The sequence below is a fragment of the Ensifer sp. NPDC090286 genome, from assembly GCF_044769565.1.
In the GTDB taxonomy this organism is placed as follows: domain Bacteria; phylum Pseudomonadota; class Alphaproteobacteria; order Rhizobiales; family Rhizobiaceae; genus Ensifer.
Genome location: NZ_JBIVYF010000006.1, coordinates 245558 through 261274, shown reverse-complemented (window position 1 = coordinate 261274; position 15717 = coordinate 245558). Strand labels below are relative to the sequence as shown.

13 protein-coding genes are annotated in these 15717 nt (G+C 63.1%); 3 read left to right on the top strand and 10 right to left on the bottom strand.

The genetic code is table 11. From position 1 onward, the window contains the following. Positions 1 to 45: 45 nt before the first annotated feature. The 4 genes from ACIQUG_RS28055 to ACIQUG_RS28040 form a co-directional block, all read right to left on the bottom strand. Entirely contained in the window at positions 46 to 1926 is a 1881-nt protein-coding gene (locus tag ACIQUG_RS28055) for a 5'-nucleotidase C-terminal domain-containing protein (RefSeq protein ID WP_402325494.1), read from the bottom strand. Positions 1927 to 2157: 231 nt separating this feature from the next. Next, positions 2158 to 2529, bottom strand: a complete 372-nt coding sequence (gene omp10, locus ACIQUG_RS28050) for an outer membrane lipoprotein Omp10 (protein WP_043610649.1) — start codon at positions 2527 to 2529, stop codon at positions 2158 to 2160. Positions 2530 to 2702: 173 nt separating this feature from the next. Next, positions 2703 to 4154: a homospermidine synthase gene (locus ACIQUG_RS28045; protein WP_402325492.1), complete on the bottom strand. Its 1452-nt coding sequence runs from the start codon at positions 4152 to 4154 to the stop codon at positions 2703 to 2705. Between the two features lie 192 nt (positions 4155 to 4346). Then, on the bottom strand, positions 4347 to 5225 hold the full coding sequence (locus ACIQUG_RS28040; RefSeq protein WP_402325490.1) for a heme-dependent oxidative N-demethylase family protein: 879 nt from the start codon (positions 5223 to 5225) through the stop codon (positions 4347 to 4349). A gap of 153 nt (positions 5226 to 5378) precedes the next feature. Here ACIQUG_RS28040 and ACIQUG_RS28035 point away from each other — a divergent pair, with 153 nt between their 5' ends. Continuing rightward, a complete protein-coding gene (locus ACIQUG_RS28035; protein ID WP_043610644.1) occupies positions 5379 to 6329 on the top strand; it encodes a sensor domain-containing diguanylate cyclase in 951 nt (316 codons plus the stop codon). On the opposite strand, the gene ACIQUG_RS28030 is transcribed toward ACIQUG_RS28035, so the two are convergent. Genes ACIQUG_RS28030 through ACIQUG_RS28020 form a run of 3 tightly spaced genes read right to left on the bottom strand, consistent with a single transcriptional unit; the run spans position 6294 to position 10034 of the window. Continuing rightward, positions 6294 to 6932: an aminotransferase class IV family protein gene (locus tag ACIQUG_RS28030; protein ID WP_402325487.1), complete on the bottom strand. Its 639-nt coding sequence runs from the start codon at positions 6930 to 6932 to the stop codon at positions 6294 to 6296. The genes ACIQUG_RS28035 and ACIQUG_RS28030 overlap by 36 nt on opposite strands. Next, positions 6929 to 8128 (bottom strand): aminodeoxychorismate synthase component I, encoded by a 1200-nt coding sequence (locus ACIQUG_RS28025; RefSeq protein WP_402325484.1) that lies wholly within the window; start codon positions 8126 to 8128, stop codon positions 6929 to 6931. Before ACIQUG_RS28025 ends, ACIQUG_RS28030 begins: the two co-directional genes overlap by 4 nt. A 46-nt stretch (positions 8129 to 8174) precedes the next feature. Next, a complete protein-coding gene (locus tag ACIQUG_RS28020) occupies positions 8175 to 10034 on the bottom strand; it encodes a M3 family oligoendopeptidase (protein ID WP_402325482.1) in 1860 nt (619 codons plus the stop codon). 188 nt (positions 10035 to 10222) lie between these two features. Here ACIQUG_RS28020 and ACIQUG_RS28015 point away from each other — a divergent pair, with 188 nt between their 5' ends. Continuing rightward, a complete protein-coding gene (locus ACIQUG_RS28015; protein ID WP_402325480.1) occupies positions 10223 to 11767 on the top strand; it encodes a sigma-54-dependent transcriptional regulator in 1545 nt (514 codons plus the stop codon). A 180-nt stretch (positions 11768 to 11947) separates the two neighbouring features. Beyond that, a complete protein-coding gene (locus ACIQUG_RS28010; RefSeq protein ID WP_043610637.1) occupies positions 11948 to 13804 on the top strand; it encodes a DUF882 domain-containing protein in 1857 nt (618 codons plus the stop codon). 165 nt (positions 13805 to 13969) lie between these two features. Here the strand turns inward: ACIQUG_RS28010 and ACIQUG_RS28005 are convergent, their stop codons facing one another. From ACIQUG_RS28005 to ACIQUG_RS27995, 3 genes are all read right to left on the bottom strand, one after another. Then, positions 13970 to 14233 (bottom strand): DUF2312 domain-containing protein, encoded by a 264-nt coding sequence (locus ACIQUG_RS28005; RefSeq protein WP_034806111.1) that lies wholly within the window; start codon positions 14231 to 14233, stop codon positions 13970 to 13972. A 232-nt stretch (positions 14234 to 14465) separates the two neighbouring features. Further along, the gene (locus ACIQUG_RS28000; protein ID WP_402325478.1) at positions 14466 to 14774 is read right to left on the bottom strand and encodes a DUF1244 domain-containing protein; all 309 of its coding nucleotides are present in this window, start codon (positions 14772 to 14774) and stop codon (positions 14466 to 14468) included. Further along, positions 14771 to 15580 carry an N-formylglutamate amidohydrolase gene (locus tag ACIQUG_RS27995; RefSeq protein ID WP_402325476.1) on the bottom strand — a complete coding sequence of 270 codons (810 nt, stop codon included), beginning with the start codon at positions 15578 to 15580 and terminating at the stop codon, positions 14771 to 14773. Before ACIQUG_RS27995 ends, ACIQUG_RS28000 begins: the two co-directional genes overlap by 4 nt. Positions 15581 to 15717: the final 137 nt, after the last annotated feature.

Sequence of the window (15717 nt, the reverse complement as noted above, 5' to 3'; positions counted from 1 at the left end):
GCGCGGGGAAGCCCGCGCCGGCCCTGAAAGGAGAGGCAAATTGTCTTATTTTGCCGGAATCTCCAGTTCCTTGCCAACATGCAGGGCGCGCGGCGCCGGCTTGCCGTTGGCGTCGGAGATCTTCTTCCAGAGTGCGCCTTCGCCGTAGAAGGCCTTGGCGAGGTCCCAGAGCGTGTCGCCCTTGGCGATCACATGCTTCTGCGGGCCGCTCGCTGCCGCGGTGCCGCCAGCAGCGCTTGTTGCCGGCTGGGCTGCCGTGGCGTCGGCCGCCGGCTTTGCTTCGGTTGCCGGCTGTTCGGTCGTCGCAGCGCCTGCGGCCGAAGCGACCTCGGTGATGCGGCCGTCGGTATAGGGCTTGAACGGCTGGTGGGCGGCGAGGTAGTCGGCAAGCACGGTTTCGAGGCCCGGACCGTAGTCGTAGGCGTTTTCACCCTGAGTCTTGAAGACGTCGTAGCCGTCGCCGCCATTGCGCATGTAGTTGTTGGTGACGAGCGAATAGGTCTTGGTCGGATCGAGCGGGACATAGGCCTCGCCCTCCTTCACCTCGACCGAGACGACGCGGCTGCCGACCGGCTTCGACTTGTCGAAGGAGAACTTCATGCCGGCCACCTGCGGGAAACGGCCGCCGGCTTCCTCGAGCTTGCTGAGGCCGTTTTCAAGCGCTGCACGAATGCCGTCGCCCTTGATCTGGAAGGTCGCAACGGTGTTCTGGAACGGCAGCACGGTGATGGCTTCGCCCATCGAAACGTCGCCGGCATCGATGGAAGCGCGCAGACCGCCGCCGTTGGTGATGGCGATGGTCACGCCCTGGCCCTTGACGCGGTCGAGCATGGCGTCGGTAAGCAGGCTGCCCATCTCGCACTCTTTGGCGCGGCAATTCTCACGCGAGCCGTCGATCGGCGCTTCGGTCTTGGCGATGATCTTCGAGCGCAGCTCTTCGATCGGCTTGCCGAGTTCGGCGACGCGGGCAAGCACGGACTCATCCGGCTTGACCGAGCTGTCGACGAGGATCGGGTCGCCCTTGGCAGACTTGACCACGCCCTTGTCGTCGAAGGTGACGACGAGGTCGCCAAGATACTTGGTGTAGGAGCCGGCCTGGACCACCGGAACCTTGTAGCCGCCGGGGTTGTCGACCATCGTCGGGTAAGGACCCTCGGCCTTCGCATCGGTGTTGGAGAGCAGGCTGTGCGAGTGGCCGCCGACGACGACGTCGACATCCGGGATCTTGGCGATGGCCGCGAGGTCGCGCGGATAGCCGACATGGGTGAGCGCGATGATCTTGTCGACGCCCTGCTTCTTCAGTTCCTCGACGGCTGCCGTGGTGGTGGCGACGTCGTCGCCGATCAGGATGTCCGGGCCGGGGGAGGAGAGTTCCGGCGTATCGTTGGCAACTGCGCCGACGATGCCGACCTTCTGACCGCCGACGTCGAGCACGAGCGACGGCTTGATGCGGTCGCCGATCTTCGACTTGACGCTCGGCAGCACGTTGGCGGTGACAACAGGGAAGGCGATCTTGTCGAGGAAGCCAGCAAGGCCGTCTTCGCTCTCGTCGAATTCATGGTTGCCGACGGTCATCGCGTCGAACTTCATCAGGTTGAGGAATTCGGCTTCCGCAAGGCCCTTGTAGGTGGTGAAGAACAGCGAGCCCTGGAAGTTGTCGCCGGCGTTCAAGAGCAGCACGTTCTTGCCCGAGAGGTCCTGGCGCTTCTGGTCGATCAGCGCTTTCAGGCGCGCGACGCCGCCGAAGCACTCGTTCTTGCCTTCCTCTTCTGCCGAGCAGGTGGAATCGAACTTGTTGATCGATTCGATGCGGGAATGAAGGTCGTTGATATGCAGGATGTTCAATTCATAATCGGCGAAGGCTGCGCCCGAGGAAAGGGCAAGAATGGACGCGGTCATCAGGCCGGTCCGCACGTGTCTGATCATGATGTTCTCCTGTTTTTTGCCTATTGTCGTCCGACCGCATCCGGCCGTCGAAACGGATCCGGTCCCCACGATCGGGGTGGCTTTGCCGGGCCGGATGTTTTCATCACTTGGAGGCGACTTCAAGCGTTAAAACCATGCCCTGGTCGTCGGGTTTACCGTTAAGGTTAAGTCGTGGCGCTGAAACGAAAAAAGCCTCCGGATGGAGGCTTTTGTTGTTTCCGGTTTGCTGTATTAGCCGCGTCGCGCCAGCGAGAACTGCGCACCGGCATCGGTCGTGCAATTGAGCTGGTTCTGGGTGACAAGAGCGCAGGCGACCTTGGACTGGGTGTTGCGCACCAGCGAGGTCATGTTGATCTCGACAAGGGTCGGGCTCGTCTTGACGTAGTTGCCCGAGGCGAGCAGCTGATTGGTGTCGGTCGTGCGCGTGGAGAACGTGCCGCCGGCAAATGTCGAGACGATACCGTTCGGGTCTACCCAGGAGCCTTCGACGCCCGAGGCCTGGCGTGCCGGCTGTCCACCGTCATCGATGATCCGTGGCGACGACTGACAGGAGGCAAGCGCCGCCGCGGTTGCGATTAGGGTCAGAACGGCGAATGGCTTCATAGGCGATTTCCCCCGCGTTTGGGTCGAGCGGATTGTTTCATTCCGGCAGACCATGCCGCGATCATGAGTTGAAAGCAAGAGTGGCAGGCTGCAGGCTCGGGCTTTTCCGCCAGAGATGAAAAGGCCCGGGGCACGTTCGTGTCCCGGGCCGGATGCGCTTACGTCTCAGCAGCTTAGCGAACGAGGATGTTCTTGAACTGCCACGGATCCTTGGTGTCGATGTCTTCCGGGAACAGGCCCGGGCGACCGTCGAGCGGGGTCCAGTCGGTGTAGTGACCTTCGACCGGGCCGAGGTACTGCAGCTGCACTTCGAGGCACCGCTTGTAGTCCATTTCGTCGGCTTCGACGATGCCGGACTTCGGGTTCTCGATTGCCCAGACCATGCCGGCCAGAACGGCCGAGGTCACCTGCAGGCCGGTGGCGTTCTGGTAAGGCGCGATGCGGCGGGTTTCTTCGAGCGACAGGCGCGAACCGAACCAGTAGGCGTTCTTGTCGTGGCCGTAGAGCAGCACGCCGAGTTCGTCGACGCCGTCGACCAGTTCCTTTTCGTCAAGGACGTGGTGCACCGGCTGGGCGTTGCCGCCGTTGCCGAACATCTCGTGCAGCGACAGAACGGCGTCGTTGGCCGGATGGTAGGCGTAGTGGCAGGTCGGGCGGTAGGTGACTTCGCCGTCCTTGTCGCGAACCGTGAAGAAGTCGGCGATCGAGATCGCTTCGTTGTGGGTCACGAGGAAGCCATACTGCGGGCCGGGGGTCGGGCACCAGCTGCGCACGCGGGTGTTGGCGCCCGGCTGCTCCAGGTAGATCGCCGCCTTGCAGCCCTTCTTGTGCTTCTTGGCGTTCTTCGGCATCCAGTTTTCATGGGTGCCCCAGCCGAGTTCAGCCGGCTGCAGACCTTCCGAGATGAAGCCTTCGACCGACCAGGTGTTCCAGAAGGTGTTGAACGGCTTCGGGTTCTTGGTGCGCTGGGTGTCGCGCTCGGCGATGTGCACGCCCTTGATGCCGACCTTCTTCATCAGCTTGGCCCAGCCTTCGCGGTCGTCCTGATGCGGCTCGTCGTACTTGACGCCAAGGTCGTTGGCGAGGTTCAGAAGGCCCTGCTTGACGAACCAGGAGACCATGCCCGGGTTGGCGCCGCAGGTGGAAACCGCGGTCGTGCCGCCCGGGTTCTTTTCCTTTTCCTTGCGCAGGGTTTCGCGCAGCGCATAATTGGTGCGGTCGGCATTGTCCATTTCGCTGTCGAAATAGAAGCCGAGCCACGGCTCGACGACCGTGTCGATGTAGAGAACGTCAAGCTTGCGGCACATCCTCATCAGATCGACCGAGCCGGTGTCGACCGACAGGTTGACGCAGAAGCCCTGGCCTTCGCCTTCGGTCAGGAGCGGCTTCAGCAGTTCCTTGTAGTTGTCCTTCGTCACATGCGCGCGAACGTGACGAACGCCGTGGCGTTCGAAGATCTCGTTGTCGGCGGCATCCTCACGGGGCTCGACCACGATCAACCGGTTCTTGTCGTATTTGAAGTGGCGCTCGATCAGCGGCAAGGTGCCGCGACCGATCGAGCCGAAACCGATCATGACGATCGGACCGGTGATCTCGCCGTAAACCGGATAGGTGGTATCTGCCATTTTTGTCTTACTCCTGAGAAAACTTTCCCTGTGGCGGTGGGTGACTAAGCATGAGGAAGCGGCTGTGGCCGCTGTCTGGCTCGTACGAGTGTGCCGAAACGGCCGCTGTGCCCGTGGGGCACGCGGCGCTGTAGAGCATAGATTGCTGTCACAATAAAGAGCCGGCCGGTCAACCGCTATTTGAGAGTGTGCTTAACCGGCGATCGTCAGCAGTGCGGCAACCAGGCCGTCCCGCTTGCTGACAAGCCCCTTGTAGGCGGCCTGCGGCAAGGTCAGGGCGCGCAGCTGTTCGACGAAGGACGCGGCCAGCGCTGCGGCATCCGGCCGCTTGCGCAGCATCGCCAGCGGGTCCGAATAGATGCGGATGGTGAAGACTAGCGCGCCGGTCTCAGGCAGCTTGCGCAGCGTCTGCCGTTCGATGCGGATGAAGGTACGCTCCTCGGTCATCTCGATGGCACTGGCGGCAATGCCCTCGGACTTCGATTTCGGCAGGTGCAGCGCGCCGTCGACATTGACCGCCCAGTTGAAGCGCTCGACGAAACGGCCCGGCGGCAGATTGTCGAACATGCGGGCAATCAGCTCGGCGTTGCGGGTGCCATGCTCGAAGCCCGGGACGGGGCCATGGATCTCGTTCATGGTGCGGCCGTATTTTTCGGCGAGCGACCAGGAGGAGGGAAAGGCGACATAGGCGGCGTTGAGGCGCCAGCCGTCGTCGGTCTTCTGCATGATGGCAAGATCGTCCTGGACCAGCGAGCCCGAAACGGCCAGCGGCTCATCGCCGTCGAGCGGCACGGGCTCATCGCCGACGATCATGCGGTCGCCGTCGCGGCGGTAGATCTGCGGGTAGGCGGACGGCAGGTAGTCGAGCAGAACGTCGAGCAGTTCGCGCTGCGCGTCCTGCGTTCCGTCAGCGGCGGCGAACACGGTACCGCGGGCTTGCGCAAGCAGCCGCTTCTTTTCGCAGAGGTAGTGCTGCAGTTGGTCGTCCGGCTCGATCCAGCGATCGGGGTCAAGCTGGGCAAGGCCGATGGTGAAAGGTTTTGAAGAACCGTCGTAAGGCGTATGCTTCATGCTCAGCGGCCGCACCAAGGCTGTGATTTAACCATATCCCTATCGTTTCGCACGATGAAACGCTTGCCACAAGCTGTTCGTGCTATAGCTTCGCTAGAAGCATCCGCTTCGCGCCATAATTGATAGTTGTCCGACCCGGAGGCGTGACAGACCGTGACCGGTAGTCATCTCAAGGCTCTTGCGGCCTTACAGAGCAAAACACCCGTGCTGATCGCGCTCTACGACCAGCATGATCGCCTGCGGTTTGCCAATCCGGCATTCCGCGCAGCCTACCATGTCGGCCCGGATGAGAGCCCGACATGGGAGGAAATCATGCGCCGGAACCACGCTGCCGGCCACGGAACGATCCTGAAGACCGAAGACATCGATGCCTGGATCGCCTCGACAATGCATCGGCGTGGCAAGGTTCCGTTCCGCGCCATGGAAACCGACCTGCATGACGGTCGCTGGATGTGGATGACGGAGACGGTGGACGCGGACGGCTGCATGCTGTGCATCGCCGTCGACGTGACGGCCATCCATGCGGAAGAGCGCGAGCTCAGGCAGGACCGCGACTTCGCGCTCCGGGCCGCCCAGGTGGATGAGCTGACGAGCGTTCCCAACCGTCGCTACACGATGGGCCGGCTCACCGAATTCATCGCCAACTGCGCCGAGAACCCGCATATGTGGGGCTGCGTCGCGATCATCGACATCGATTACTTCAAGGCGATCAACGACCGCCATGGGCACCAGCGCGGCGACGAGGTGCTGCTCGATTTCGCCCGGCAGATGCAGGAGTTCGTTCGCCGTTCGGATTGTTTCGGACGGATCGGCGGCGAGGAATTCATGCTGATCCTGCCGGATACGACCATCAGCGAAGGCAATCGCATCCTCGACCGCCTGCTCGAACGGGTCAGAAGCTCGCGACCGCTCGAGAACATTCCGGAGTTCTTCTACACCTGTTCTGTCGGCGTTGCGGAGTATCGCGACGGCGACAGCGTCAGCGATCTCTATGCGCGCGCCGACCAGGCGCTCTATCTTGCCAAGCGGGACGGCCGCGATCGCGTCCGGCGCTACACGCTTCCCGGCTCAGACCAGGAGGTTCACCCGGATCAGGCCCCGTAGCGAATTGCCGAGATAAAGGTTGCCGCGAGCAAGCTCGTCAAGCGAGAGCCGCGCGACCCGCGCACGGCGCTGGCAGATGAGCTCGGTACGCAGCACGCCGGCAAGCAGGCCGCAGGCGATCGGCGGCGTCTTCAGGAGGCCGCTGCCGTCGTCGAGGAAGACGGAGGTGATCGTGCCTTCGCAGACCTCGTCCCTCTCGTTCAGAAGCAGAACCTCCTCGGCCTCGCTCGCCGCAAACTCGTTGCGGGCTGCCTCATAAGTGGCGCGGCGACTGGTCTTGTAGCGCAGCAGCGGATCGTTCGACTTGAGCCTGACGGTGGCAATCCGCGCCCGCCAGACCGCATCTTCGGGTAGCGGCACAAAGGGAGCGGTCTTCACCTCGATATGGCCGTCCGGGAACAGCTCGAGGCGCACGCGAAGCGCGGTTCCGGCATTGCCGGCGGCCGCGTCGACCGCCGCAAGCAGAGCGGCCTGCGCGCCATCTGAACCCGCGATGCCGAGACGGCGGGCGGAGCGGACCAACCGGGCAAGATGCAGGCGCAAGCGGACGAAGCCGACTTGGGGCTCGTAGCGCAGGGTTTCGATCAGCGAGAAATCCGTCATCGGGCGACCGTATCGCCGGCGGGCGCGACATCGCCTTCGCCGAGCGCAATCCTATCGTCGCCGACGGCGAAGCGGGCCTTCAACAGGCATTCCTCGTATTCGGATGGGGCAGTGCTGTCGAAAACGATGCCGCCGCCGACATTGAAGACGGCATCGCCATTATCAAAGAGCGATATCGTCCGGATCGCGACGCTGAAGCGCATCACGCCGTTCGGGGCGATGAAGCCGATCGCGCCGCAGTAGGCGTCGCGGGGACCGTCTTCCAACTCGTGCAGGATTTCCATCGCGCGCATCTTCGGCGCCCCGGTGATGGAGCCGCAGGGGAAGAGCGCCGCGAAAACGTCCTTGAGGGTAATCTCCGGCAGGAGCTTCGCCCGGACATGGCTCACCATCTGGTGCACCGTCGGATAGGTCTCGATGTCGAAGAGTTTCGGGACACTCAGCGTGCCGACCTCGGTGATGCGCGAGATATCGTTGCGCAGGAGATCGACGATCATCCGATTTTCGGCCTGGGTCTTTTCGTCGGCGCGCATGGCGGCGATGATTTCGGCGTCTTCGGCCGCCGTGGCGCCACGCTTGGCCGTGCCCTTCATCGGGTGCGTCTCGATCCAGCCGTCCGCGTCGACGCGGAAGAAGAGCTCCGGCGAGCGCGACAGGAGGACCGGTCCGTCGAGGGCGACGAGCGCGCCGTATTTTACCGGCTGCCGGTCGATCAGCGACCAGAAGGCGGCCCGCGGGTCGCCGGACCAGCGGGCGCGGATCGGCATCGTCAGGTTCGCCTGGTAACAATCGCCCTGCCGCAGATGCTGGTGCAGGCGGTCGAAACGTTCGCGGTAAGTCTCGAAGTCCCAGCCGGCGCGGGGCTCACTCAGAAAGGGTTCGTTCTCGGTGCGCCGCTGCGGCTCGGCGAGGGGATGGTCCTCGCACGGCGCATCGAAGATGCCGAAGGACATCAGCGGCGTCTTGCGATTTTCCTCGGCAAAGCCTTCGAGCTTCTCTTCGAAGAGGTGGCCGGCCTCATAGGACATGAAACCGGCGATCCACTTGCCTGACGTGTGTGCGCGTTCAAGCTCGGCAAGGCCGCGGACAAATTCGGCCTTCGTGCGGGCAGTTATGACGCGCGAGGGCGATGCGAAAACCGTGGTGCGGTTTTCGCTGTCGTCCCGGAACAGCACGTAGGGTGCAGTGTCGCTCATAAAGTCGTCTTGTCGATCGCGCCGTGATCCGGACGTTTTGTCCGGATCAGGCCTTATCAAGCGCCTCGAGTTCGTCGATGAGCCCTTCGATCATCGACAGTCCCTGTGCCCAGAACGACGGATCCGTGGCATCGAGGCCGAAGGGGGCGAGCAGCTCGGAATGGTGCTTGGTGCCGCCGGCCTTCAGAAGCTCGAAGTACTTGTCCTGGAAGCCCTGTTCGGCGTTCTGGTAGACCGCGTAGAGCGAATTCACCAGGCAGTCGCCGAAGGCATAGGCGTAGACGTAGAAGGGCGAATGGATGAAGTGCGGGATATAGGCCCAGTAGGTCTCGTAGCCCTCGGAAATCCGGATGGCCGGGCCGAGGCTTTCGTTCTGCACCGACAGCCACAGCTTGCCGATATCGTCGGCAGTCAGCTCGCCTTCCTTGCGCGCGGTGTGCACCTTGCGCTCGAATTCGTAGAAGGCGATCTGGCGCACGACCGTGTTGATCATGTCCTCGACCTTCTGGGAGAGCATGGCCTTGCGCTCGCGCTTGTCCTTCGTCTGGTCGAGCAGCGCACGGAAGGTCAGCATCTCGCCGAAGACGGACGCGGTTTCGGCGAGCGTCAGCGGGGTCGAGGCCATCAGCGCGCCCTGACCGCCGGCGAGTACCTGATGCACGCCGTGGCCGAGTTCGTGGGCGAGCGTCATCACGTCGCGCGGCTTGCCCATGTAGTTGACGAGCACGTAAGGGTGGGCCGACGGTACCGTCGGGTGGGCGAAGGCGCCCGGCGCCTTGCCGGGGCGCACTGGTGCGTCGATCCAGCGCTCGTCGAAGAAGCGGCGGGCGATATCGGCCATTTCCGGAGCGAAGGCATTGTAGGCGGAGAGCACCGTGTCCTTGGCTTTGTCCCAGGAGATCAGCGCATTCGGCGTTTCCGGCAGCGGCGCGTTGCGGTCCCAGAAATCCATCTGTTCCATGCCGAGCCACTTGGCCTTCAGCGAATAGTACCGGTGCGACAGGCGCGGATAGGCGGATTTGACCGCTTCGGCGAGCGCGTCCACGACCTCGCGCTCGACGCGGTTGGCCAGATGCCGGCTGTCGGCGATATCCTTGAAGCCGCGCCAGCGGTCGGAGATTTCCTTGTCCTTGGCGAGCGTATTGGTGATCAGCGTGAAAGTGCGGATGTTGGACTTGAAGGTTTCCGCCAGCGCCATCGCCGCCTTCTTGCGAACATCGCTCGACGGGTCCTGCAGCAAGTTCAGGGTGACCTCGAGCGGCAGCGTTTCACCGTCGACCGTGAAGGTGAGGCTTGCCATCGTCTCGTCGAACAGCCGGTTGAAGGCGGCTGCGCCCGTCATCGATTTCTCCAGGAAAAGCTGCTCCAGCTTGTCGTCGAGCTGGTAGGGCCTGTCCATGCGCAGGTCGGTCAGCCAGGGCTTGTAATGGGCGGCGAGCGCATCTGTTTCGAGCGCCTTGTCGAGGATCGCGTCGTCGATCCGGTTCAGCTCCAAGGAGAAGAACAGGAGATGCGCCGACATGTCGGTGAGCTTCGACTGCACGTCGCCGTAAAGCTTGCCGTTTTCGGGCTTCGACGTGTCGGAGAAATAGGTGAGACCGGCAAACGAGGCGATGCGCCCCATGATATCTTCGAGCGCCTCGAATTCCCGCACGGCAGCGCCGATGCCGGCGTCACCGCTCTTCGTCGCCGCTTCTGCCAGCTTGCCCTTCCACTTCGCCTCGAAGGCAATCGCGTCGGCATCGGCCTTCTTCATGTCGTTGCGAAACGCATCTGAGGACGCGGAGGGATAAAGGTCCTCCAGCCGCCAGGAGGGCAGGTCACCGAGGTCGGCAGCGGCGCCATGGCTCTGGCCGGCGGCGGCGCGGACAACAAATTGCTCGGGGGCGAAGGGGCGGAAGGTCATCGTCGGATTTCTCTCGTTCGTGACAGGAAGAGGCAAGCGATATGGGCCCCATTGCTATCGCCGGCAATGGATAAAATGCAAGCATTTCTCAAAACATGATGTTCAGCCCTTTATGGCACAGATGCCTGACGTGATTTGGCACATGAGGTTGGCCAAAGAGTACCGCGTGTCCAGAGCAGGAGGCTTCCGTGACATCACACATTCTGGTCATTGATGACGATCCGGTGCAGCGCCGGTTGCTGACGAACATGATCGAGCGTCTCGGTCATGTGGCGCATCTCGCCGATAACGGCCGCAGCGGTCTTGAGCTGCTGGAGCGCAAGGGCGGCATGATCAATGTCATCCTGCTCGATCTCCTGATGCCGGAAATGAACGGCCACGGCTTCCTTGAAGCGCTGGCCGAGCGCGGCGTCGACACGCCCGTCATCGTCCAGACAGGACAGGGCGGCATCGAGACCGTGGTGCACGCGATGCAGGCCGGAGCCTTCGACTTCCTGGTCAAGCCGGTCTCTCCGGAGCGGCTGTCTGTGGCGATCGGCAATGCGCTGAAGATGGCGAGCCGTGACGGCAAGGTCAAAACCTCGCGCCGTCCGCGCGGCGGCGCCGTCGGCTTCGACGACATCGTTTCTGCAAGCCCGGCGATGATCCGGGTGAACGACCTTGCGCGCCGCGCCGCGCAGTCGAACATTCCGATCGTGCTCGAAGGCGAGAGCGGCGTCGGCAAGGAAATGGTGGCGCGCGCCATCCAGTCGGCAAGCGACCGGGTGGGCAAGCCCTTCATCACCGTCAACTGTGGCGCCATCCCGCACAATCTGGTCGAGAGCATCCTCTTCGGTCACGAGAAGGGCGCCTTTACCGGTGCGACCGAAAAGCATACGGGCAAGTTCGTCGATGCTGACGGGGGGACCCTGTTCCTCGACGAGATCGGCGATCTGCCGCTGGAAGTCCAGGTGAAGCTTCTGCGCGCGGTCCAGCAGGGCGAGGTCGAGACGATCGGCGCACGCCATCCGCAGAAGGTCAATGTCCGGCTGATCTCGGCCACCAACAAGGACCTGATCAACGAAGTGCGCGAAGGGCGGTTCCGCGAGGACCTTTACTATCGTCTCAACGTTTTCCCGATCACCATTCCGGCGCTCCGCCGGCGCAAGGAAGATATCCCGGTGCTGGTGCGCTCCTTCGTCGAGCGCTTTGCCGCCGAGCAGCGGCTGAACCAGCCGCTGACGGTGTCGAGCGGCGCGCTGGCGCTTCTGACCGCCTATGACTGGCCGGGCAATATCCGCCAGCTCGAAAACGCGATCTTCCGCGCCGTCGTGCTTGCCGAAGGCAACGAGCTGACGGTGAAGGATTTCCCGCAGATCGCCACCCAGATCCCCGGCTACGTGGTTTCCGACCGCGCCGGTTTCTCCTGGGGCGAGGCTGGTCCGGAGCGGGCGGCGGCTGGCGGCGAGACCGTGTCGAGCGTCTATCCGGACTTCGCGAGTGCGGCGAAATCCATGGAGGCAGAGGCCTCCGGCGACGCACGCATGGAGAACGCGATCGCCAGCGTCGACGAGGGCGGAGACGTGCGCAAGCTTGCGGAAGTCGAGGAGGAACTGATTCGTTTTGCGCTGAAATTCTACCGCGGCCAGATGAGCCAGGTGGCCCGCAAGCTCGGTATCGGCCGGTCTACCCTCTACCGCAAGCTGAAGGATTATGGCATCGATCCCGATAACCCTTTGAGAGAGGCGGCATAAAATCGACGCATTCACGATTCATTAGCCGTGCTATTCAGTCACCGCCGTTTAGACCTTGTTAGTGAAGTATTCACTATATTATAAGGGGCGGTGACGACTGTGGCAAATTTGCCATGCTGTCACCTTATTTGACAGTCATCTGAGACACCGAAGCACGGTTGTCCGTCGGACGGGGATTGAATGCCAAATTTGTTCGGTTTTAAGAAGCCGCTCGGCTCCTTAGCTAGAGTCTGCGCGGCGGTCACCCGCCGGGTGCCGCAGGTTCTGACATCCGTTGCTCTTGCGGCTGCCCTCGTGACGCCTGGTTTTGCTCCTCCCGTGGAGGCCGCAGGCCAGACCCGGACACTGAAGCTCTATTTCATCCATACCCAGGAAAAGGCGCAGATCACCTTCAAGCGCAATGGCCGCTATGACGCCAAGGGTCTGCAGGAAATCAACCGCTTCCTGCGCGACTGGCGCCGGAACGAGCCGACGAAGATGGATCCGCGCCTGCTCGATCTCGTCTGGGAAGTCTACCAGAAGAGCGGCTCGCGCGATTACATCCACGTCGTTTCGGCCTATCGTTCGCCTGCGACCAACGGCATGCTGCGTTCGCGCTCGAAGGGTGTCGCCAAGAAGAGCCAGCACATGCTCGGCAAGGCGATGGACTTCTATCTGCCGGATGTGAAGCTGAAGACGTTGCGTGAAATCGGCGTGAAATTCCAGGTGGGCGGCGTCGGCTATTACCCGACATCCGGCTCGCCTTTCGTCCATATGGACGTCGGTGGCGTTCGCGCCTGGCCGCGCATGAGCCGCGCCGAACTGGCACGCCTCTTCCCCGACGGCAAGACCATGCATTTGCCGTCCGATGGCAAGCCGCTTCCGGGTTATGACCAGGCGGTTGCCGACTACAAACGTCGCGTCGGCGCCTCGGCGATCCAGGTCGCTGGCGGTGGCGATACCGGTCCGGGCGATACGGCTAGCGGCAAGCGTCGCGGCAACCTGTTTGCCATGCTGTTTGGCGGCGGCGGTGACGAGGATGAAGAACCCTCGGCAATCGCAGCCGGCCCCGGTACCGACGACGAAGGTGGAGCTGCGCCTGCTGCCAAGGTGCAGACGGCTGCCGCGCCCGCCGCTCAGGAAGCGCTGCCCGGCGTCGCCGGTTCTGTCGCCGCCGAGCCGACGGTTGCTGCCGAACAGAACATCAATGCGCCGGTTCCGGCCGTGCGGCCCGCCTTCAAGCAGGCGCCTGCCGATGCTGGCGTAGCCGTGGCTCTCGTGGCGCCGGAGAAGAACCCGGCCCAGGAAGCGCTTGCCGCAGCCCTGCCGCCAACCTCGGAAACGCCGAGCGAATTTGCCGACCTCGGTTCGATGAAGGTTCCGGTCCCGCAAATGCTTGACCGCCGCGACATGAACACGCTCGTCGCATCCGCCGATGCCGAACCGGACATGCAGGCGCTCGGTTTCGTGCCGGTTCCGGCCATGCGGCCCGCGGGCGACGCAGCCCTTGCCGCCGTTGCCGATGCACAGGTCGTGATCCCCTCCTTCGCGGAGCGCCCGGTCGTGGCATCCGCAGAACCGCCGCGTGATGTGGCGGCCGAAGCCAAGACCCGTGTGGCGCTGGCCCAGCCGACGCCGGCTGAACGCCAGCCCGTCGCCCAGCCGCAGCCGATCGAAATGGCAGCCTACGCGCCGCAGTCGGGCACCAATGCACGTGCCGCGATCTTCGACAGCGCCTTCGACACGCAGGCGGAAGCGCCGGCCAAGGGCGGCCGACCGAAGAAGAACGACGCCGATGCCGCGACCCGCTCGTCGGTGCGCGCCGAACCGAAGCTGACCCAGAAGATCATCTCCGAATGGGCGCTCTCGACCGGCCGCGTCGCAACGCTTTCCAAGCCGGTGAAGGCGCCGCGCTTCGTCAGCAAGTCCCTGCGGACTGCCCCGACGACGGTCTATGCGGCCGGCTTCTCCAGCAGCGCCGGACCAAACGTCGACACGGCCCGCTTCAGCGGCAATGCCGTCAACTTCATGGAAGTGAAGAAGTTCAGCACCAACTGAGCTTCCACCAAGCACCAGATACGAAAAAGCCCGCCGACCTGGCGGGCTTTTTCGTGTCTGTCGTCTGCCTTCGCCTTACGCCGGCTCCGGATGCATGGGCGTCTCTGCTGTGGCGTTCACGCGCGGCAGGCGAAGGCCGCCTGACGGCGGCCCCTAAAGTCCTGCTTATTCCTCGTCGGCTGCCGGCACCATGCCGAGCGCCTGGAGGTAGGTGTCGAGGATCGCTTCCTGTTCCATGCGCTCGTCGTGATCCTGCTTGCGGATCGAAATGACCTTGCGCAGGATCTTGGCGTCGAAGCCGGTGGACTTGGCTTCGCCGTAGACGTCCTTGATGTCGTCGGCGATGGTCTTCTTTTCTTCTTCCAGGCGTTCGATCCGTTCGATGAAAGCACGAAGCTGATCGCGTGCGACGCCGTGAGCATCCGACATGGTCTTCTCCTTGATAGGGGGAATGGAATTTCTTGGGTGCCGTGACGTGCCGCGAACGGCCGCCAAGGTCAAGGGTGATTGCGCAACAACGCGGTCATTTCCGTGGCAGAGGCGGCCGAAAAGACCCTAATCCCTTGATCACGACGGTTTGTGTCGGCGCGATCCAGCCATCATTTTCAAGCGGCTCGCGCGTTCGAGCGAAGTGCGGGCGGAAGCCCGCATACGCCTTTCGTCATTCCGCCTTGGGCCGGTTGAGCTCGAACGCTGCCGTTTGCTCGGCCGATGCTTCCCTCTGGTTGCGCTCGCGCCATTCCTCGTAGGGCATGCCGTAGATGATCTCGCGCGATTCCTCCTTGGTAAGCGGAACGCCCGCCTGTTCGGCGGCGTCGCGATACCAGTTGGACAGACAGTTGCGGCAGAAGCCGGCGAGGTTCATCAGGTCGATGTTCTGGACATCGTTGCGTTCGCGCAGGTGGTTGACCAGCCGGCGAAAGGCGGCGGCCTCGAAGGCGATCTGTTGCTCCGGGGTCATTTCGGTCATGGTCGCTCGTCCTCTTCATCATAGGCGCCGGTGCGCGAGATGTGTCGCTGGTAGCGATGCAGCTCGGGCATGGCGTTCAGGCTTGCCAGGATCGGCGCCAGCCGCTCCGCCCAGGCGGCAACGCCTTCAGCGTCGGCGATCAGGTCCTGCCGCACCTCGATCAGGGCATGCGCAATGCCCGGCACCATGCAGTGCCTGAACATCGTATCGCCGCGCAGCGCCCCGTCATAGGGCTCATTGTTGCCGACGACGATATCGCCCGGCGCCTCGAGCCTGTCGATCAGCGGCAGCACGGCGCGGCCGTCGCTGTCCCAGAGGACGGCGGCGTGCCAGGGACGGGCGACGCCCTTCCAGGCCGGCGTGTAGGAATGGATTGAGATGACCAGCGGTGCTGCGCCATGTGCCTCGGCGCTTCGGCCGATGGTCTCGGAGACGGCGCGGTGATAGGGGCGATGGAACCGGTTCAGCCGGTTTTCCCATTCCTTCTCGGTGATCGGGTGGTTTCCCGGAATGATCGCTCCGTCGGAAATCCGCATGATCAATGTCGGGTCGTCCTCACCGCGGTTGGGATCGATCAGCAGGCGCGAGAAGCAGCCGAGAACGGCCGGCGCGTCGAGCATCGCCGACAGGCGCCGCACGAGCGCTTCGACACCGATATCGTAGGCGATGTGCCGCTCGAAGGCCGCGGCGGGAAGGCCGAGACTGCCATATTCGGCAGGCAGACGGTTCATGGCGTGATCGGCAAGGAGCACGAGCCCGGTTGTGGGCTTGGCTTCGATAATCTCATAGGGAGAATAGTGTTGCATGCCCTTCCAGTCCGTTTCAGCGCCCCGTCTCGCTGATCGCACGCGTGGGCGTCAATCGCAAGAAAAACGCAACTGTTTAACGAAATCCGAAAGCAATTTACCGATTGTAATCGATTAGAGTTGCGTTGACTTTCGGG